This window comes from Microtetraspora glauca (assembly GCF_040656155.1).
In the GTDB taxonomy this organism is placed as follows: Bacteria; Actinomycetota; Actinomycetes; order Streptosporangiales; family Streptosporangiaceae; genus Microtetraspora; species Microtetraspora glauca.
The window spans coordinates 1-19,502 of the sequence record NZ_JBFALK010000006.1 but is presented as its reverse complement, the minus strand read 5'-3'; the positions used below and the strand labels follow the sequence as shown (position 1 = coordinate 19,502).

General features: G+C 69.7%; 19 protein-coding genes. 11 read left to right on the top strand and 8 right to left on the bottom strand.

Annotation, left to right across the window (positions count from 1 at the left end; all coding sequences use genetic code 11):
- A partial coding sequence (locus AB0I59_RS13025) for a hypothetical protein (protein WP_358132528.1) occupies positions 1-189 on the top strand: 189 nt, incomplete at its 5' end.
- Between the two features lie 252 nt (positions 190-441).
- Here the strand turns inward: AB0I59_RS13025 and AB0I59_RS13020 are convergent.
- The gene (locus AB0I59_RS13020) at positions 442-627 is read right to left on the bottom strand and encodes a hypothetical protein (RefSeq protein ID WP_358132526.1); all 186 of its coding nucleotides are present in this window, start codon (positions 625-627) and stop codon (positions 442-444) included.
- Between the two features lie 25 nt (positions 628-652).
- A complete protein-coding gene (locus tag AB0I59_RS13015) occupies positions 653-3,853 on the bottom strand; it encodes an ATP-binding protein (protein WP_358132524.1) in 3,201 nt (1,066 codons plus the stop codon).
- 86 nt (positions 3,854-3,939) lie between these two features.
- On the opposite strand from AB0I59_RS13015, the gene AB0I59_RS13010 reads away from it, so the two are divergent.
- Positions 3,940-5,199, top strand: a complete 1,260-nt coding sequence (locus AB0I59_RS13010) for an FAD-binding protein (protein WP_358132522.1) — start codon at positions 3,940-3,942, stop codon at positions 5,197-5,199.
- An 85-nt stretch (positions 5,200-5,284) separates the two neighbouring features.
- Positions 5,285-5,953, top strand: coding sequence for an SDR family oxidoreductase (locus tag AB0I59_RS13005; protein WP_358132520.1), 669 nt, complete (start codon positions 5,285-5,287; stop codon positions 5,951-5,953).
- Positions 5,954-6,006: 53 nt separating this feature from the next.
- Here the strand turns inward: AB0I59_RS13005 and AB0I59_RS13000 are convergent, their stop codons facing one another.
- The 3 genes from AB0I59_RS13000 to leuE all read right to left on the bottom strand — a co-directional run bounded on the left by AB0I59_RS13000 (position 6,007) and on the right by leuE (position 7,889).
- Positions 6,007-6,297, bottom strand: coding sequence for a hypothetical protein (locus AB0I59_RS13000; protein ID WP_358132518.1), 291 nt, complete (start codon positions 6,295-6,297; stop codon positions 6,007-6,009).
- Positions 6,298-6,354: 57 nt separating this feature from the next.
- A complete protein-coding gene (locus tag AB0I59_RS12995; RefSeq protein WP_358132516.1) occupies positions 6,355-6,999 on the bottom strand; it encodes a VC0807 family protein in 645 nt (214 codons plus the stop codon).
- A gap of 236 nt (positions 7,000-7,235) precedes the next feature.
- Positions 7,236-7,889 (bottom strand): leucine efflux protein LeuE, encoded by a 654-nt coding sequence (gene leuE, locus AB0I59_RS12990; RefSeq protein WP_358132514.1) that lies wholly within the window; start codon positions 7,887-7,889, stop codon positions 7,236-7,238.
- Positions 7,890-8,069: 180 nt separating this feature from the next.
- On the opposite strand from leuE, the gene AB0I59_RS12985 reads away from it, so the two are divergent.
- From AB0I59_RS12985 to AB0I59_RS12955, 7 genes are all read left to right on the top strand, one after another.
- On the top strand, positions 8,070-9,458 hold the full coding sequence (locus tag AB0I59_RS12985) for a selenium-binding protein SBP56-related protein (RefSeq protein WP_358132512.1): 1,389 nt from the start codon (positions 8,070-8,072) through the stop codon (positions 9,456-9,458).
- Positions 9,455-10,057, top strand: a complete 603-nt coding sequence (locus tag AB0I59_RS12980; RefSeq protein WP_061259114.1) for an ABC transporter permease family protein — start codon at positions 9,455-9,457, stop codon at positions 10,055-10,057. Before AB0I59_RS12985 ends, AB0I59_RS12980 begins: the two co-directional genes overlap by 4 nt.
- Positions 10,058-10,290: 233 nt before the next feature.
- Positions 10,291-11,385: an MvdC/MvdD family ATP grasp protein gene (locus AB0I59_RS12975; RefSeq protein ID WP_358132510.1), complete on the top strand. Its 1,095-nt coding sequence runs from the start codon at positions 10,291-10,293 to the stop codon at positions 11,383-11,385.
- 248 nt (positions 11,386-11,633) lie between these two features.
- Positions 11,634-12,200, top strand: a complete 567-nt coding sequence (locus tag AB0I59_RS12970; RefSeq protein WP_358132508.1) for a Uma2 family endonuclease — start codon at positions 11,634-11,636, stop codon at positions 12,198-12,200.
- A 513-nt stretch (positions 12,201-12,713) separates the two neighbouring features.
- A complete protein-coding gene (locus tag AB0I59_RS12965) occupies positions 12,714-12,878 on the top strand; it encodes a hypothetical protein (protein WP_358132506.1) in 165 nt (54 codons plus the stop codon).
- Between the two features lie 5 nt (positions 12,879-12,883).
- The gene (locus AB0I59_RS12960; RefSeq protein WP_358132504.1) at positions 12,884-14,491 is read left to right on the top strand and encodes a chitinase; all 1,608 of its coding nucleotides are present in this window, start codon (positions 12,884-12,886) and stop codon (positions 14,489-14,491) included.
- Positions 14,492-14,525: 34 nt separating this feature from the next.
- Positions 14,526-16,115 carry a cellulose binding domain-containing protein gene (locus tag AB0I59_RS12955; RefSeq protein ID WP_358132502.1) on the top strand — a complete coding sequence of 530 codons (1,590 nt, stop codon included), beginning with the start codon at positions 14,526-14,528 and terminating at the stop codon, positions 16,113-16,115.
- Here the strand turns inward: AB0I59_RS12955 and AB0I59_RS12950 are convergent.
- Complete coding sequence (locus AB0I59_RS12950) at positions 16,073-16,255, bottom strand: hypothetical protein (RefSeq protein WP_228637837.1); 183 nt, start codon at positions 16,253-16,255, stop codon at positions 16,073-16,075. The two genes, AB0I59_RS12955 and AB0I59_RS12950, sit on opposite strands and share 43 nt — an antisense overlap.
- 119 nt (positions 16,256-16,374) lie before the next feature.
- Here AB0I59_RS12950 and AB0I59_RS12945 point away from each other — a divergent pair, with 119 nt between their 5' ends.
- Positions 16,375-17,670 (top strand): hypothetical protein, encoded by a 1,296-nt coding sequence (locus AB0I59_RS12945; RefSeq protein ID WP_061259119.1) that lies wholly within the window; start codon positions 16,375-16,377, stop codon positions 17,668-17,670.
- 61 nt (positions 17,671-17,731) lie between these two features.
- On the opposite strand, the gene AB0I59_RS12940 is transcribed toward AB0I59_RS12945, so the two are convergent.
- Both AB0I59_RS12940 and AB0I59_RS12935 read right to left on the bottom strand, forming a co-directional pair.
- Positions 17,732-18,142 (bottom strand): hypothetical protein, encoded by a 411-nt coding sequence (locus AB0I59_RS12940; protein WP_061259120.1) that lies wholly within the window; start codon positions 18,140-18,142, stop codon positions 17,732-17,734.
- 61 nt (positions 18,143-18,203) lie between these two features.
- On the bottom strand, positions 18,204-19,268 hold the full coding sequence (locus AB0I59_RS12935; protein ID WP_358132499.1) for an AI-2E family transporter: 1,065 nt from the start codon (positions 19,266-19,268) through the stop codon (positions 18,204-18,206).
- Between the last annotated feature and the right edge of the window lie 234 nt (positions 19,269-19,502).

The window sequence follows — 19,502 nt, the reverse complement described above, 5'->3', positions numbered from 1 at the left end:
CCGGTACTTCGCCGGCACTTCGTCGAGCGCGGGATCGCCGAGCAGCCGAGGCTCCGCAGGCACTTCATCGCGGAGCACCGCTTCCATGAGCGTGGCTTCCGCGAGCACCGCTTCCACGAGCGCGGCTCCCACGAGCGCGGCTTCCGCGAGCACGGTTCCCACGAGCACGGCGGCAGGGGGCGGCGGTAGGCCCTGTCCGAGTCCCAGGCTCAACTGCTGGGGTACTTTCCCGGACGGCGGGCGCATGAGCTGCCACTGGTCGGAAGCGTGACGACCGCCACGTAGGCACGCGACATCGCCTCGGCGCCGGTGCGTCCCAGAGGACGGACGGGGCCGCTGGAGAAGAGGCAGGGATCACAGCCTCTTCTTCACCGGCTCCGACGTCCACAGACAGATACGAGACGGCACCTGGCCGACCAACCCCCAGATGCCGGCCAACCCTCAGGTGCCGGCGCCGCCACTCGCGGACCTGAGCCGGTCCCTCCCCGCGGCCCGATCAGCGATCGGGTCGCGGGGAGCCGCGTGGCCGGAGAGAGACCAGGCGGAGGCGCGCCCGGCCCCGACGCGCGCGGAGGTGGCGGCCGTCATCTCGGTCTCGACGAACATCGAGTCGCTTGTCACCGGCATCTGATGACAGAACGCGGTGAAAGCGCTAACCCAGGTAGCACCGGCTGCGCGGCGACCACGCGACCATGCCGAGGCGTTCCTCTGTCTCGACCGCGCGCCTGGCGTGGTCACGGGCCGCGTCCCGGTTCCCCATCGCCGCGGCGAGCCCGGCGAGCAGGCCGTGGACGGAGCCGCCGCAGTCGAGCCCCGCCCCGGCGACGGCGATCTCCTCCGCGTGAGGGAGCAGCCGCTCGTAGAGCGGAGCAGGGTCCGGGACGCCGATCCGGGCCGACACCGAGGCCCACAGCCCCATGGGGAACATCCACGTCCAGTCCTCCGGGGGCGGGGCGAACCATCGGGCGGCGAGACCGCGTGCCTCGCTCTCCCGCCCCGACTCGGCGAGCGCGAGCACCGCCGCCGGGCGGCTGATGGGAAAGCTCCACGGCAGGCTCTCCGCCATCCCCAGCAGGGAACCGGACATCGCGGCCAGCGTCCCCCGGACTCGTGCGATGCCGATCTCCATGGCCAGTCTCGACCAGGTGAGGCCGGGCGCTCCGGTCAGGCCGATCATCCGCAGTCCCTCCTCGCGAAGCGTCTCAGCGTCGTCGCAGTGCCCGGACATGAGGGCCACGGCCGCCTCCGCGAGCCGCAACTGACCGCTCAGCTCGGGGGAACGCAGCTCGGCGGCGAGATCGCGGCAGCGGGCCAGTTGCGCGTCGAGCCCGGCGAGGTCCCCGGCCCTGGCCACCTCGCTGACCCGCTGCAACCGGAACGCGAACTCGTCCCGGACGGCGCCGCGACGGGTGGCCAGGCCGATCGCCTCGATCGTCACGCCGGCCGTCCTTCCGAAATGGGACGGCCCGTGGCACGAGTGCAGATAGGCGTTGAACGCCAGCGCGAGCAACTCGGGATCGTCCCGCCGCCTGGCCAGATCAAGCGCCCGCTCGGCGTAGGCGGCGCCGTCGGCGAGCCGGCTGCTGTAGCGCATCTCCAGGCCGAGCGTCGCGAGGATCCGCACCCTGGCCGCGTCGTCCCCCGCCGCCGCGTCGAGCTGGCTCTCCAGGAACCCCACCACGGCGGGATCATGATCTCCGTACTCGCGGCTGCCCCACGTGGTGACCCCGCCGAAGGCCGTGGCGGCCGCGATCACCCGGTCGGGGTCGTCGAGGGCGGTGGCGAGTGCGACGGCTTCCTCGATGGCGTCGTGCGCCTTGGCGTGCTCGCCCGCGTCCCGCAGCGCCCGTCCCAGATCGACGAGCACGTCGCAGCGCATCGGCAGCTCCGCGCTCCCGATGAGGACGCCCGCCGCGTCCCGCAGGTGGCCGACCGCCTCCGACCAGGCCGTCTGCCGTACGGCGAGCGCGGCGGCCGCCCTGGCGTACCGGACGGCCTTCTCCGGGTCGCCGAGCGGCCCGGCGGCGAGGTAGTGCAGCGACAACGCGGTGACACCCGCACCGGTGGCCTCGAGCGCGCCCGCGATCCGCGCGTGCAGACCGCCGCGCCTGACCCTGCCGAGAGAGTCGTAGAGAGCGTCTCTGATCAGGCCGTGGCGGAAGCGGTACCCCCAGGAGTCGGCGTCCTCCACCAGAAGCCCGGCGCCGAGCGCGGGTTCGAGCGCCACCAGCAGTTCCTCGCCCGTCATCCGGGCGGCCTGGGCGAGTACGGCAGGATCGAGTGCCTCGCCCGCCACCGCCGCGAGCGTGAGCGCCTCGCGGGTCCGGTCCGGCAGCGCGGCGACCCGCTGCGCGATCACGTCGCGCACGCCTTCCGGCACCCCGCTCACGGTGCCGCCGCCGCGCAGCAGGGACACCAGCTCGCCGAGGAAGAACGGGTTGCCGCCGCTGCGCCTGGCCAGTTCCGAGGCCAGCTCCGGCTCGCCGGGGAGAACACGTTCGACGTATCGGGCGCACGCCTCCTCGGGCAGGCTTCCCACGGTCAGCCGTTCGACGGCGGGAGCGGCGAGACCGGCGGCGTCCCTCGTGGTCACCACGAACAGCAGCGGCAGCCGGGCGAGGTCACCCGCGATCAGCCGGAGCAGTTCCAGTGACGACGCGTCCGCTCCGTGCGCGTCCTCCAGCACCACCAACCGGTGCTCGGCCACGGCGGCGAGCGCGGTCAGGACCGCCTCGTAGACCTGGAAGCGGTCGCCACCCGGCAGCGGGCGCTCCCCCGTGATCACGTCGAGTGCCGTCCGCGCGGCCGGGCCGCCGAGGTCGCGCAGGACCTGCGCCCACGGCCAGTACGCGGGGGCGCTGGTCGCGTCGACGCAGCGCACCCAGGTGGTCGCGATCCCCGACGCGGCGGCGAAGCGGCGGGCCGCCTCCGCCAGGGTCGTCTTGCCGATGCCCGCCTCGCCCGCCAGCAGCAGGCAGCCCCCGGTGGACCTGACGCCGTCCACGCGGTCGCGCAGCACGGCCAGCTCCCGCTCCCTGCCGATCAGCTCGTCCGGCCGGACCACAGGGACGGCGGCGGACACGGCGGACTCAGGGGAGACGGGGGAGACGGTGACCCCGTGGCTCACGAGCAGCGAGGCGTCCTGGTTGAGCACCGCCACCTCCAGGCGGCGCAGCTCCGGCCCGGGTTCGATGCCGAGTTCCTCCGCGAGCAGCGCACGGCACCTGCGGTAGGCCGTGAGCGCGTCGGCCTGCCGCCCGCCCGCGTAGAGGGCCCGTACGAGCTGGGCCCAGCGGCGCTCGCGCAGCGGCTGGCGCACGATCATGCTCTCCAGCTCGGCCACGGCGGTCTCATGCCGCCCGTCCGCCAGCCACGTCTCGACCCGGTCCTCCGTCGCGGCCTCGTAGATCTCCATCAGCCTGGTCCGGTACGGCACGGCCCACGCGAAGTCGGTGAACTCGGCGAGCGGTTCACCCCGCCACAGGGTGAACGCCCGCTCCAGCTCGCCCGCGGCCACCAGAGCCTCGAAGGCGAGTGCGTCGATCTGTTCCGGGGCGACGTCGAGGAGATATCCGGTGCCCCGGGTCAGCAGGACGGCCGGGGCGACGCGGGGTTTGCGTTCCGGCTCCAGCGTCTGGCGAAGCTGGGCGACGTACGCCTGGAGCGTTCCGAAGGGCGCGGACGGCATAAGGTCGCCCCAAAGCCGCTCCACCAGGACGTCCGCGGGGACGGCCCGGCCGGCGTCCACGAGCAGTAGGGCGAGCAGCGCGCGGCGCATCCGGGCCGTGACGCCGAGCCGCCGATCGGCGCTCCAGACCTCCAGATCGCCGAGCAGGCGGAACGACAGTGACATACCGGTCATTGAACGGGGTCTGACTTGGCTCTCGCTAGTGCGGGGAATTCAGCGATTCACAATCGGAGTCGGCCACTGTCGTCCATATGAGAATTCTGAAGCCGGGAGACACCGGATATGAGCAGGAGACGGGCGGATTCAATCTCGCGGTCACGCACCGTCCCGACGTGGTGGTCCCCGCCGAGTCGGCCGAGGACGTGATCGCCGCGATCCGCCACGCCACGGACGCGGGACTGCCCATCGCGATCATGAGCACGGGACACGGGCCGGGCCTGCCGGCGGACGGCGGGCTGCTCGTCACCACACGGCGGATGGGCAACGTCACGATCGACGCCGCCGCGCGGACCGCGCGGGTCCAGGCGGGTGCCCGCTGGGGTGACGTGATCCGCCCGGCCTCGGCGTACGGCCTTGCCCCGCTCTCGGGGTCGTCCCCCGGCGTCGGCGTGATCGGGTACACCGTCGGCGGCGGGATCGGCCTGATGTCCCGCGCGTACGGCTTCGCGGCCGACCGTGTGCGCGGCCTGGAGATCGTGACGGCGGACGGGCGGCTCAGGCACGTGAGCGCCGTGCACGAGCCCGACCTGTTCTGGGCGCTGCGAGGCGGCAAGGTCACCATGGGCGTGATCACGTCGATGACGTTCGATCTGCTGCCGCACGCCCACGTGTTCGGCGGCAGCCTGATCTACCCGGGCGACTCGGCGCGCGAGGTTTTCACGGCGTACCTCGACTGGACGCGGGGCCTGCCCGAGGCGACGACCACCTCCGTGGCCCTGCTCAGGCCGCCGGGCGCGCCGCCCGTCGTGGCGGTCCGCGTCGTCCACGCCGGTGCCGGCGGCGAACGGGTGGTCGCGCCCATGCGGGCGGCGGCGCCGATCCTGGCCGACACGCTCGCCGACATGCCGTACCGCGACACGCACACGGTCTACAACGACCCCGAGGGCCCGCTGCCCTCGTGGGGGAGGGGCGTGCTGCTCGACGACGTGGACGCGGACGCGGTGCTGGCCGCCGCCGACCAGTCGCTGACGGTCGTCGAGATCCGCCACCTCGGGGGAGCGATGGCCCGTGAGGCCGGGAACGTCGGGAACGCCGTCGGCGGGCGGGAGGCCGCGTACAGCCTGTCCGTCCACGCGGTCTGCGCGCCGGAGGCGATCAAGGCGGGTGACGCCCTGATGGAGGTCGCCGGACCCCGGCCCGCGCAGGTCAACCTGCTGGGACTGACGGGTGACGCCCTACGCGAGCAGCTCCGGGTGGCGTGGAGGCCGGAGGTGATCCGGCGGCTGGCGGAGATCCGGCGTGCCTACGATCCCTCGGGCGTCTTCCGCTTCGGCTACCCGGTGGAGGAATGAACGCGGATGAACAGGGGTGGTGCCGCCGCGCCTCGAAGCCTCGGCTCGGGAGGCCGTGCGAGGATCATCGGCGGGGGTGAGCCACATGCGCGTAGTGATCGCGGGAGGCCACGGGAAGATCGCACTCCGGCTCGAACGGCTGCTCGCCGCACGCGGGGACGAACCGGTCGGCCTGGTGCGCGATCCCGGCCATGAGGCCGACGTCCGCGCGGCCGGCGCGGAGCCCGTGCTGTGCGACCTCGAGCGGACCGGGCCCGGGGAACTGGCCGAGATCCTGCTCGGGGCCGGGGCGGTGGTCTTCGCCGCGGGCGCGGGGCCGGGCAGCGGCGCGGCGCGCAAGGAGACGGTGGACCACCGCGCGTCGGTCCTGCTGGCGGACGCCGCCGAGCGGGCCGGCGTGCGCCGTTTCGTCCAGATCTCCTCGATCGGGGCGGGCGAACCGCCCCCACCGGGGAGCGACGAGGTCTGGGCGGCCTACATCAACGCGAAGACCGCGGCCGAGGAGGACCTCCGAGCCCGGCCGAACCTCAACTGGACCATCCTCCGTCCCGGACGGCTCACCGACGACAAGGGGACCGGCCTGGTGACCCTCGCGGACGTGCCGCTGTCGCAGCACGACCCCGTGTCCAGGGACGACGTCGCCGCCGTCATCGCGGCGCTTCTGGACACGCCGGAGACCAGGCATCGGGTCCTCGAGGTGGTCGGGGGAGGCACTCCGATCCCGCTGGCGATCCGGATCCTGCTGTTCCGCTGACTTTCCAGCTGAGTCACCGGCTGAGTTTCCGGCTGACGTCGCGGACGGGGCGGTCAGCCGCGCTGTCCGCGGCGGAGCGGAAGGGAGCCCTTCGCCGCCGAGTGCCTGTTGGCCGCGACGGCCTTGCTGTTCACGTGGCTGTGCGGCTGGCCGGGAAGATCGGTGCGGCCCCGCTGGCGCGGCTGCGGCTGTGGCGGCTGGTTCCGTTGCGGAGGCGGTGTCCGCTGAGGCGATGTCGTGCCCGGGCGAGCGGTGCCCCGCTCGCCCTCCGGTACGGATTCCGCCCTGGACGCTGTGGGCTCCGGCGTGGACGCGGTGCCGCGCTTCTTCGACTTCGAGCTCATGCCTGTCCAGTTTCCACCACCGAACCGGACAAACAGCCTGAAATATGGATTTGCCGCTTATGTACTGATGGCGGCGGGAGTATCGAGGTGGAGGCGGTGCAGCACCCGACGGAAGCCCCACACGGACACGGCGATCGCCAGGCCCGTGACGGCCACCATGGCGATGGTGCGGAGCAGCAGGAAGCTGCCGATCGACTGGTTCATCAGCAGCCAGATGTTCCCGGCCGAGTTGGCGATCAGCACGAACGCCCACAGGAGCGTGACGCGTACGAAGAACTGCCGGACCCGCTCGTGCCGGAGCACGAACGACGGCAGATGGACGAAGTCCTGGGCGAGTTTCGCCAGCAGGGGGCGCCGTAGTCGCACCGACGCGAGGAAGACCATGCCGAGACAGATCGTGCCGACCTCGGGCTGGATGAAGTAGACGATCGCGCTGCCGGTCCACAACCCGAGCGCGGCCTGCGCCGTGATCGCGACGGCGGTGAGCGCCATCGTGCCCGGAACCCGCTTGCGCCGTACGACGCGCCACAACATGCCGAGGTAGACCCAGCCCATGGCCGCCCAGAGGGCCCCGTTGAGGCCGACCAGGCTGAGCGCCGCGTAGAAGACGGCGAGGGGGGCGAGTACACCTTCGACCAGCATCGGCACCGCCTGCCTCAGGAGAGACGGCAGGTGCGGCAGTGCGAAGGGTGGATGGTCCATGACACTCCCTGGACTGGCGGCGAGACCCGTGTGACCTCGGCGGTCGCCCGCGAGGCGTGGTACGCATCGTCTCCGGGGCGGCCTTGCGGCGTCGGCCCACAGCGTTCGACCAGAGGCGACGGCCTGCGTCAGCGGGGGTGCTTTTGTATGGAGATATCCCCGCCTGTCCGGTTAAACGTCGGCAAATCTACCCCTATTCCGGAAAACTGCCCACCAAGGCCCCCTCCAGGGGAGGGTCAGCCCAGGCTCGTCGTCGCCAGCTTGGCCCCGAAGCCCAGGAAGAGGGCGCCGACGCCCGAGGTCAGCCCCGCCGTCAGCCTGCGCCGCCTCCGGAACTGGGCGGAGACGAACGTGCCTCCGAAGATCAGCATCGTCAGATAGAGCACGCTGAAGATCTGCACGATCGTCCCCAGGATGAGGAACGAGACGGCCGGCGCGGCGTACGACGGGTCCACGAACTGGATGAAGAACGAGACGAAGAACAGGATCGCCTTCGGGTTCAGCAGGCTGATCACCAGAGCCTTGCGGAACGGATCGCCGGTGACGGGCGGCTCCTGGGGCGCGAGCGCCTCGGCGAGGCTGCGGGTCCGCCACCCGCGCCAGGCCGCGCGCAACATGCCGAACCCGATCCACGCCAGGTAGGCCGCTCCGGCGTACTTGACCACGTTGAACAGAATCGGCGTCGACTTCAGCAGCGACGCCACCCCGGCGGCCGACAGCACCATGAGTACCGAGTCGCCGAGGAAGACCCCGGAGGCGGCCCGGTAGCCTTCCCGCACACCGCGTTGCGCCGCCGTGGACAGCACGTAGAGCGAGTTGGGCCCCGGTAGCAGGATGATCAGGAACGCGCCGATGACGTACGACCAGATGTCGGTGATGCCGAAGAACATGAGGCGCGCTTCCATCCGAGTTCGGGGGCCGATGACCCGCCCGCCGCTATTGCAAAAGATGACATATCACGGTATCCCGCGACGCTTGCGCGGCACCCCCGGGCGAATGCTGGAGCCCCTGGAAGGGGAGGGACGCATTACCTATTGACCCTGTGGGAAATGTAGGAAGAGTCTGGACGCATGAGCCTTTGGACGCCTGATCCCACGTTCTATCCCTCGCCACGGGACGCCGCCGCGGCTCCCCGGGAGAAGCTCGCCTACGTCGCCGCCTTCGACCGGTCCGCGGAAAGGCCGGACGCGCTGGCCGTCCTCGACGCCGACCCCGAGTCCCCGGCGTACGGGACCGTCGTCGGCTGGACCGACCTTCCGTACACGGGGGACGAGCTCCACCACTTCGGCTGGAACGCGTGCAGCAGCGCGCTGTGCCCCAACGCGCCGCATCCGCACGTCGAGCGCCGCTACCTGATCGTGCCGGGACTGCGCTCATCGCGGATCTACGTCTACGACACCAAGGGACGGACCAGCCCCGAACTGGTCAAGGTGATCGAGCCCGAGGAACTGGGCAAACGCGCCGGATACTCCCGTCCGCACACCGTGCACTGCGGGCCCGAGGGGCTGTACGTCTCGGCGCTCGGCGGGTTCGGCGAGGACGGGCCGGGCGGCATCGCGCTGCTCGACCACACCTCGTTCGAGGTGCTCGGCAGGTGGGAGGCCGACCGCGGGCCGCAGTACCTCGCCTACGACTTCTGGTGGCACATCAACCACGACGTGCTGGTGAGCTCCGAATGGGGCACGCCGTCCATGATCGAGGACGGACTGGTCGGCGAGCTGCTCCTCGGCCGCAAGTACGGCCACCGCCTGCATTTCTGGGACCTGCGCAAACGCAGGCACGTCCAGGAGATCGACCTCGGCGACCAGTACCAGATGCCCCTCGAACTGCGTCCCGCGCACGACCCGACCAAGACGTACGGATTCGTCGGAGTCGTCACCAGCGTGGAGGACCTGTCCGCCTCGATCTGGGTCTGGTACCGCGACGGCTCCCGCTGGGCGGTCAAGAAGATCATCGACATCCCGGCGGAACCCGCGTCCCCAGACGATCTCCCCGGCCTGCTCAAACCGTTCGGCGCGGTCCCGCCGCTGGTCACCGACATCGACCTGTCCGTCGACGACCGGAACCTCTACGTGTCCTGCTGGGGCACGGGCGAGCTGAAGCGGTACGACGTCTCCGATCCCTTCGCGCCGGTCGAGACCGGCTCCCTGCGCATCGGCGGCGTCGTACGGCGAACCGCCCACCCGGCAGCGCCGTCCGAGCGGCTGGCGGGCGGGCCGCAGATGGTCGAGATCAGCCGGGACGGCCGGCGCGTCTACGTCACCAACTCGCTGTACGGCGCCTGGGACGACCAGTTCTATCCCGACGGGGTCGGGGCGTGGATGGCCAAGGTGGACACGGACTCGTTCACCTTCGACGAGCGGTTCTTCCCGCACGGCGACGACTTCCGCGGCCTGCGCCCGCACCAGACCCGCCTGCAGGGCGGTGACGCCTCCTCCGACTCCTACTGCTACCCGTGACGCTGACCGCGGTCATCCTGCTGGGCGCCTTCCACGGGATCAACCCCGCGATGGGGTGGCTGTTCGCGGTGGCGAGGGGCTTGCAGGAGCGCAGCCGCGACCGGCTGCTGCAGTCCCTCCCCGTGATCGCGCTCGGGCATCTGGCCTCCGTGGCCCTGGTGGCGCTGGTGGTCGGCGCCACCGGGTCCCTGGTGACGGGCACCGCGCTGTCGATCGGCGCCGGCGTGGTGCTCGTCGCCTTCGGCCTGTGGCGCCTGCTGTCGAAACGGCACTTCCGCTGGGTCGGGATGCGGTTGTCGCTCGGCCAACTCGCCGCGTGGTCGTTCCTGATGTCGTCCGCGCACGGGGCCGGCCTCATGCTGCTGCCCGTCCTGACCCGCATCCCGGCCGGTCACCACGGCCACGCCCTGTCCGGCGGCCTGTTCGTCGCCGGCGTGCACACGCTCGCCATGTTCCTCACCGCGGGCGCCGTCGCCCTGGTGGTGTACGAGTTCGCCGGACTCGCGATCCTGCGCAGGGCCTGGTTCAACCTCGACAGGATGTGGGCCGCCGCACTGGTCGGCGCCGGGGTGGTCACCCTCGTCCAGGCGACCTGGTGACAAGCGTGCAGCCGTTCCCAAGTGTGATCCAAGTCATGACGCAGTCCGGGTCAAGGTGTGATCTCTAGGTTTCTCCTCAGGTGCTCAACCGATCAGCGGGGCCATCCGGTGGTGTCAGGTTTCTCGCCGTATGGGAGGAACGTGGAAGCCGAGGTCCTCGGGCGGCGGAGAAGGGCCTCCCCGGGCACCGCGCGTCGTCGCCGGGGCGGAGCGCGAAGGCTAGGGAAAGCGACATGCTGCTGATATTGAGCGACCGCGGCGACGTCACCGTGGACATGGTCCTCCCCAAGATCGAAAGCCGTGGACTGCCGGTCGTGTGGTGGGATCCGGGCGACTTCCCCTCGGGAGGCCGGGTCACCGTGACCTTCCAGGGCGACGAGTCCTCGTTCCTGCTGACCACCGAGGATCGTGTCCTCGACCTGGGCGACGTGACCGCCGTGTGGGTCAGGCGGCCGAACGCGCCCACGGCGGCGGTGAACATGACCGACCCGACGCAGCGCGCGCATGTGGAGCGGGTCTCCCGGTTCTTCATGGCCGGGCTCTGGGACCTCCTGACCGTCCCATGGTTCCCCGCGCGCCCACCCGCCGTGGACAGGGCGCACAACAAGCTCGTCCACCTGGACCGGGCCGTCCGGCTGGGCTTCACGATCCCCGAGACCGTGATGACGAACGATCCGGCCGCGCTGGTCCCCGCGTATGCGAGAAGCGACGGCCATCTGGTCGCCAAGCTCTTCGACTCCCACCGGTTCCTGCTCGACGGGCAGGACCACCGCGTCCACACCACCGCGGTGACCCGTCGCCAACTGACCTCCCGTCACCGCGTACAGCATGAGCCGGTCATCCTGCAGCCGTACGTTCCCAAGGCCGTGGAACTGCGCGTCACGGTGGTCGGCGACCGCGTGTTCGCCGTCGAGATCGACGCGCGGGACGCGCGGGCGGCCCACGACGATCGGCGGCACCACGACGACACCCGCGCGCGGTACGCCGTGCACACCCTGCCCGCGGACGTCGAACGGCGCTGCGTGGACCTGGTCGTGGACCTCGGACTCGCCTACGGCGCGATCGACCTCATCCTGCGGCCGGACGGCGAGTACGTCTTCCTGGAGATCGACCCCAACGGCGAATGGGGCTGGCTGGAGACGAGCACCGGCCTGCCGATCAGCGAGGCCGTCGCCGACTGGCTGGGGACCGCCGCGCGGAACGCCGGACAAAGCCGGGACGCCGGACAAAGCCGGGACGCCGGACAAAGCCGGGACGCCGGACAAGGCAGGGACGCCGGACAAGGCAGGGGAGCCGAAGCCGGCGATGAGGTGCCAGACCGGTCCTGAGAGCGGCCTCGGCGTCCGAGCGACCACCCGCACGCTGCCCGGTAGAGAGGTGACCCGCGTACGGGTTACTCCCGGTGGGAGAAGCCTTCACCTGGGCTGTCCGGGCGCAGCGGGAGTGTCGGCGGGGTCGGATACCTTGCGTGAGGCATTGAATGCGTTGCGTTGTAAGGGGGAGAGGGGATGATGGACGCATGGCCAAGCTCGTGGTCAAGCGCAAGCGCTCGATCCATCGTTTCAGGAGGTCGCCATTGCCGACTTCGAAGCCCGTCGAGGTGGAGTCGCCGCCGGTGGAGCTGTGGGCCTACGCGGTCGAGCGTTATCCGGAGCGCCGGATCGAGCTCGTCGACGGCCGGGTGGTGATCAAAGCCATGCCCGGCAAGATCCACAACGATGTCGTGTTCCTCCTGGTGATGCTGCTGGGGCCCGCTCTCATGGAACGGGGCCTGCGCTCCTGGGGGGACATCACCCTGTTCTTCGGCGTCCATGAGGACCGTTTCCGTCCGGACCTGACGGTCGTACCGCGTGACCCGCGGATGTGGAGCGATGACCACGTCCATGCGGACGAGGTGCTGATGGTCGTGGAGGTCGTCTCGCCCAGCAGCGTTCAGGACGACCACGAGTACAAGCCGGGGCGGTGCGCCAAGGGCAAGGTTCCGCTCTACCTCGTGATCGATCCTGCTCAGGAGATCGTGCGGTTGCTCAGTCAGCCGACCGAGGACGGCTATGACGACGAAGTGAAGGTTCCTCTCGGAGAGAAGCTCTCCCTGCCTGCGCCGTTCGATCTGGTTCTGGACACCGCCCGCCTTCTGGTCTGAGGTCTGGGCCAGGACTCCGCCGACTCCTGCTCTGAAGTCTGATCCTGGACTCCGCCCGACTCGCCTCGATCGACGGAGGCTCCTGTCTGATTCGCTCCACGTTGTCAGGTGTCGCCTGCCGTTCGGCGCCCGGGCGTACATGTCCTCGGTCCGAGGCTCCCCAGTGTCGGCCGACGGCTCTTTTCGCACGCGTACGCCCGCTCCGGCCGAAGATCCACGAGCGGCCGTATGAGCTTGACGTAGACCGCCCGAAATAGCGGGCGGTCTACGTCATTTGTTACATGCCGGCTGTGATGGCCGGACGCCGGTCGCCAGAGCCCGGCGAATTAGGCCTTGTGGCTGGTCGTACGCGGAGCTACGATCCCCACAACTCTTAGGAAACTTTATTAAAAGAATCCTTCACTCCGCCCCCCGACGACACCCTTCGACTCCTGTCAGAAGCGTTCTCCGCCCGCATTCCGCACCACACGCCGCCGATCCGAGGAACCTCCCCACTCGATCAGAGGCCGTGCCATGACGACCGCGCTCACCCCGGCGCGTTCCGGTGCGTCCCTCCTGTTCACGTTCAGGGAGATGATCCCCGGCCGACGCGGGCGCACCGGCGCGCTCCGCGGACGCGCCGACGTCGCGCGGCCACGCCACACGCGTTCCACGATCCTCGCCTCGCACACGGGATGACGCCCATGAAGAAACTGATCACCATCGGCGCGGCCATGCTGCTCGCCGCCGCCGGCTTCCTCTCCACGTCAGGTACGGCGTACGCCGACAACATCGCCGTGAATCCCGGGTTCGAGTCGGGACTGTCCGGCTGGACCTGCTCGGCCACGTCGGGAGCGCAGGCGGTTTCCACCCCTGTGCATGGCGGGTCGAAGGCGCTGTCCGCTTCTCCAGCGGGTAGTGACACGGCCCGCTGCGAGCAGTCGATCGGGGTCAAGCCGTCCACGGCGTACACACTGTCGGCGTGGGTGCGGGGGAACTACGTGTTCCTCGGCGCGACGGGCACGGGCGTCAACGTTCAGACCTGGGCGGCGCCGGGTGCGGCGTGGACACAGGTGACCACGTCGTTCACGACCGGATCCTCGACCAGCAGCGTGTCGATCTATGTCAACGGTTGGTACGGCCAGGGTGCGTACTACGCCGACGATGTGGTGCTGGACGGTCCGGGGACCAGTCCGTCCCCGTCGGCGAGTCCCTCGGCGAGCCCGTCAGCGAGTCCGTCTGCCAGTCCGTCCGCCAGTCCTTCGGCGAGCCCGAGCACGTCTCCCACCAGCCCGCCACCCGGTGGCAGGCTGTTGGTGGGCTACCTCCACGCGTCGTTCGCCAACGGATCCGGATATGTCCGGATGGCCGATGTGCCCGCCGAATGGAACGTCATCAACCTGGCCTTCGGTGAGCCCACCTCCGTCACCTCAGGGGACATCCGGTTCACCCGTTGCCCGGTGGCCGAATGCCCGACCGTCGAGAGCGACGCCGACTTCATCGCGGCCATCCGGGCCAAGCAGGCGGTGGGCAAGAAGGTCCTCATCTCGATCGGCGGGCAGAACGGCCAGGTCCAGCTGACCACCACGGCCGCCCGCGACGCCTTCGTCCGTTCCGTCGCCGCGATCATCGACAAGTACGGCCTGGACGGCCTCGACATCGACTTCGAGGGTCACTCGTTGTCGCTCAACTCGGGCGACAACGACTTCAGGAACCCGACCACGCCAGTGATCGTCAACCTGATCTCGGCCCTCAAGACCCTCAAGGCCAGGTACGGCTCGGGCTTCGTCCTGACGATGGCGCCCGAGACCTTCTTCGTCCAGCTCGGCTACCAGTTCTACGGCCCGGGGCCGAACGGCGCCGCGGACGCCCGCTCCGGCGCGTACCTCCCGGTGATCTACGCCATGCGGGACGACCTGACCCTGCTGCACGTACAGGACTACAACTCGGGGCCGATCATGGGCCTCGACGGCCAGTACCACACGATGGGCGTGGCCGACTTCCACGTCGCGATGACCGACATGCTGCTCACCGGCTTCCCCGTGGCCGGTGGCACCACCTTCCCCGCGCTCCGTCCCGACCAGGTGGCGATCGGCCTACCGGCCGCGCCCTACGCCGGGAACGGCTTCACCACGGTCGCCGAGGTCCAGAAGGCGTTCGGCTGCCTGGCGAAGGGGACCGGCTGCGGTTCCTACCGGCCGCACGGCGTCTTCTCCGGCCTACGCGGCCTGATGACGTGGTCCGTCAACTGGGACAAGTACAACGGCTACGAGTTCTCTCGCAGCCATCGGGCGTACCTCGACGCGCTCTGATGATCCCCACCCCCCACCATCCTTGCGAGGAACGATGAGATTCCGATCAAGCATGCGCGTCAGAGCCGCGGTCGCGGCCGTCGCGCTCGCCCTCGTCGGCGGCGTCATCGCCGCGGCGCCCGCGGACGCGGCGTCGGCCACCGCCGTGTTCACCAAGACCCAGGACTGGGGAACCGGTTTCGAGGGCAAGTACGTGATCACCAATGGCACGTCCTCCTCGATCAGCGGCTGGAAGGTCGAGTTCGACCTGCCCGCCGGCTCCACCGTCGGCTCGTTCTGGGACGCCGCGATGACGCGGAACGGCCAGCACTTCACGTTCACGAACGTCGGCTGGAACGGCACGATCCCGGCCGGCGGCACGGCGAGCTTCGGCTTCAACGGCAGTCCGGGCGGCGTGGGGTCCACCCCTTCGAACTGCCTGCTGAACGGCGCGTCCTGCGGCGGCGGCACCTCCAGCCCCTCCCCGTCCCCGTCCGCGGGCGCTCCCGGCACGCCCGGCACGCCCACGGTGACCGGCGGCACGAACGCGTCGATCTCGCTGTCCTGGTCCGCGTCGAGCGGCACGGTGACGGGCTATCGCGTCTACGAGGGCGGTACGCAGGTCGCCCAGGTCACCGGTACGTCCGCCACGATCTCCGGCCTGTCCGCCTGTTCCTCGCACACCTACACCGTCAGGGCGTACAACGCGAACGGCGAGTCGGCCGCGAGCGGGGCGGCGACCGGGACCACGACGGGCTGCTCGACCAGCGGAAAGCTCTCCGGCGCGCCGTACCTCTACGAAGGCTGGGGCAATCCGCCGAGCCCGACCACGGTCATGAACGCCACCGGCGTCAAGGCGTTCACGATGGCGTTCATGTTGTCCGGGGGAGGCTGCACGCCCGCCTGGGACGGGCAGCGCCCGCTGACCGGAGGCGTCGACGCGCAGGCGATCTCGCAGATCAAGGCCGCCGGCGGCAACGTACAGATCTCCTTCGGCGGCTGGCAGGGCAACAAGCTCGGCCCGAACTGCTCGTCGTCGGCGGCATACGCCTCCGCGGTGCAGCAGGTCATCAACGCCTACGCCCCCGCGGCGGTGGACTTCGACATCGAGAACACCGACGAGTTCGAGAACACGACGGTGCAGGACCGCATCCTCAACGGCCTGAAGATCGTCAAGCAGAACAACCCGAACACCAAGGTCGTCGTCACCTTCGGCACCACCACCACGGGCCCGAACTCCCACGGCGTCCGCCTGATCAACCAGGCGAAGGCGCTCGGCGTCGACATCGACAACTACACGATCATGCCGTTCGACTTCGGCGGCGGCGCGAACATGTACCAGAACACCGTCAACGCCGCCGAGGGCCTGAAGAACGCGCTGAAGTCCGCCAACGGCTGGACCGACGCGCAGGCCTACGCCCACATGGGCATCTCCGGCATGAACGGCCTGTCCGACCAGCAGGAGCTGACCTCGGTGGCGACCTGGACCCAGATCCGTGACTGGGCCAATTCCAAGGGGCTCGGCCGGCTGGCCTTCTGGTCCGTCAACCGTGACCGCGGCTGCCCCGGCGGCGGCGTGGCGGAGAACTGCAGCGGTATCGCTCAGGCGGACTGGGAGTTCACCAAGGTGACCGCGGGATTCTGACCGAACGCGGTACGGCGACCGGCACGGTAGGCGGCCCAGCGCCCCACATCGTGCCGGTCGCTCCGCGACGGCGACAGGAAACCGATCACCATGCCGACGAAGGTCGCGACTCCGAGCACGATCCACAACCGCAATTTCATGACTTCTCCCCGATATCACTTTTCGCATCCGTGACGCGACACTCTGTCGCGGAAATCCCCGAAATCTTCCTTCCCCAAGTGGCCGACAGAGCCACCCATCGGGCAGTCTTGGGACCGTTATGGATTACGCGATTCCCACGGGCCTCGTTCTCGTCTCCGGTGTGCTCCTTGCTCTGCTCGCACAACGGAAGGGATGGAAACCGTCGCTCACCGTCACCCTGGCGATCGGCATCGGCTTCCGCGTCCTGATCATGGTGCTGTCGGCCAAGGACAGCTGGCAGCCGATCGACTTCGTGAACAGCTTCCGCCCGGCGGGCGAGGCGATCCTGAACCACCGCGATCCGGTGCTGGAGAGCAACGGCGGCTGGCACTTCCTCCCGACGATCCCGTACGTGTACGGGCTGCTGCTCTGGTTCGGCATCCCCTGGGAGGTCGCGGGCCGGCTGGTCACGGTCGTCTCCGACATCGTGCTGATCCCGCTCGTGGGCAAGCTGGCAGGTGGGGCGACCGAGAGACTCCGCGCGTTCCAGTACGCCTGCAACCCTCTCGCGGTCCTCGTCGCCTCCGTGCACGGCCAGGTCGAGCCGGTCTCGCTGGTGTTCGCCGTCGCGGCGTACGTCGTGGCCCGAGGCCCGAACGGCTGGACGCTCCCCGCCCCCCTGCCGTGGACGCGGCCGGCCGACTTCCTGGGCCGCCTCATCCATCCGACGGACGCGGACCGGGCGGCGACCGGGCGTGCCGTCTGGGCGGGCGTGCTCATGGGGATGGCGCTCTGCGCGAAGAGCTGGCCGGTGATCCTGGTGCCGGGGATGCTGATGCTCCTGCCCGGGCTGCGTTCCCGCGTGGTCTCCCTCATCGCCGTCGGTGTACCCCCGGTGTTGTTCCTGCTCACTCTGCCGATCGGCGGGTGGACCGCGTGGAACCAGCTTCCCGAGGTGCTCAAGACGATCGGTCTGCGCCCGAGCGACGTCCGGCCGATCACGGGTGACTGGGGCTGGACGGCGGTGCTCAACGGTGGCGACTGGGTGCTCAGCCCGACGTCGCTCAAAATCGGCCAGTACCTCATCTACGCGTCTCTCGTGGCCTGCGTGATCTGGTGGCGCAAGGCCGACCCGATCGACGTCACCATCGCGATCGTGCTGGCTTTCATGATCTTCACGCCGAGACTCGGGGCGCAGTACCTCATGTGGTTCATGCCGTTCCTCGTCGCGCGGCCCACCCGCTGGGCCTGGCCGGTGATCATCGGCAGCACCCTCTGGGCGGCCGTCGGGTATCTCGTGCTCACCCAGTTCACCGGCGCCGAGTGGGGCGAGTTGCACGCTCCATGGGCGATCAGCTCCATAGTGCTGTTCCCGCTGCTCATCGCGGGGATGCCGTGGCGCCGGCGCGTCGCGATGGAGGGAAGGCTCGCGTGACGGCGCGGCCCGGGGTCACGGCCGCTCAGGAGGGTCGGACGTCACCCTGATCGTCAGGCCGTCACCTGACGATCAGCCGGATCAGGTGCCCGTGGCTCTTGAACCCGGGCGGATCGCCGTCCAGCACCCCGGTGACGCAGTCGAACACGCCGGGCTCGCTCTGCCGTACGAAGAAGACGGTCTCGGCGATCGAGGAGAGCAGGCGGATCGCGTCACGGTGGACGTCCACGCCCTCCCTGTCACCGGCCAGCGAGACCGTGACCTCGTAGACGCCGTCCTGGAGGAGCCGCTGGCTGGTGAGCAGCCACTCGGAACCGCAGGCCCGGCGCAGGTGCGGGAGCAGATGGACCTCGGGTTCCTCGGTGACCCAGCCATCCCGTCTCATGCAGTCCATCAGCAGTTGGACCTGCGGATCCATGGCCGAGCCGTTCGCGATCCCGGTCTGCCGCTCGTCGATGTCCCATCGCCGCATGGTTCGACCATACGCGTCGCCGGTGCGGCGCCTGTGTGGCCCCGCCGTACGTCCGGCGAGGTCAGGCGGCGGAGCCCGGAGACCCATCGTCCGAGGGCAACCGTCCGGACACCAGGGAGGCCGCCCACTTGCCGTTGGGGTCGCTGTCGACGAGCAACGCGCGTACGAGCAGGCTGAGCGGGATCGCCAGCAGGGCGCCCAGCGGTCCGAGCACCCAGGTCCAGACGATCAGCGACAGGAACGTCATCGTGGTGGACAGGCCGACCGCGTCTCCCAGGAACTTCGGCTGGATGAAGGACTGGATCACCACGTTGATCGCGATGTAGGCGACGATCACCAGGACCATCGTCTTCGGGCCGCCTGAGAGCAGCCCCAGCAGGGCGGGCGGGATCAGCCCCAGGATGAATCCGATGTTCGGTACGTAGTTCGTGATCAGCGCGAAGACTCCCCAGAGCAGGGGAAGCGGCACGCTCAAGGCGTACAGCGCCACGATGTCCAAGGCCGAGCAGATAGCCCCGAAGATCGTCGAGACGATGAGGTAACGCCGTGTCTTGTGCGTGAACGTGGTGAACGCGTTCACCAGGGCGGGGCGCTCCGCACGGGCGGCCGTCAGGATCCGCGAGTAGATCGGAGCGTCCAGGCTCATGGCGAGGAGCATGACCACGATGAGGAAGAGGAGCGAGAACACGCCGAGCAGGCCCGAGAGCACGCTCTGGGCCAGCTCGATCAGCTTGCCGGGATCGAAGGAGGCCAGGGCCTTGTTGATCTGTTCGCTGCCGTAGCCGAGCGACGCGGCCCACTTCTGGAGATTGGCGATGAGCTCGTTGAACTGGTTGGCGTACGTCGGCGTGAGGATGGCCAACTGGGCCGCCGCGAAGCTGAGAACGGCGACCATGCCGAGGAGGACCACCAGCAGGACCAGCAACGGGGCTGCGACGAGCACCCACACGGGGGCATTGCGGCGGTAGAGCCAGTCGCGGAGCGGAGAGACGGCGATCACGAGGGTCAGCGCGAGGACCACCGGCCCGACGATCGACTGGACTGCCTGAATGCCGGCCAGAACGATGACGGCGGCAGCCGTGCAGACCAGAACGATCAGGGCACGAGGTAACCGCTGTTCAGCCACCACCTGTTTCTACCTGATCCACAAGGAAAGATCGATCAGTGCCCCTGTCCGCAGGTTCCTCCCGGCAGGTACGGCTGTCGCACGACCTGCCCCGGCGTTTCGCGGCTCGATCACTCTGAGCGAGCTGTTAATCTTGTCCAGTCGGCGCAGCCCGGCGCCTTCCCTCCCCTTCCGCTTGGCGGTTCAGGCATGGGACGGCGTGGGCTAAACTCGACAAGCCTCCTCAAACGATCA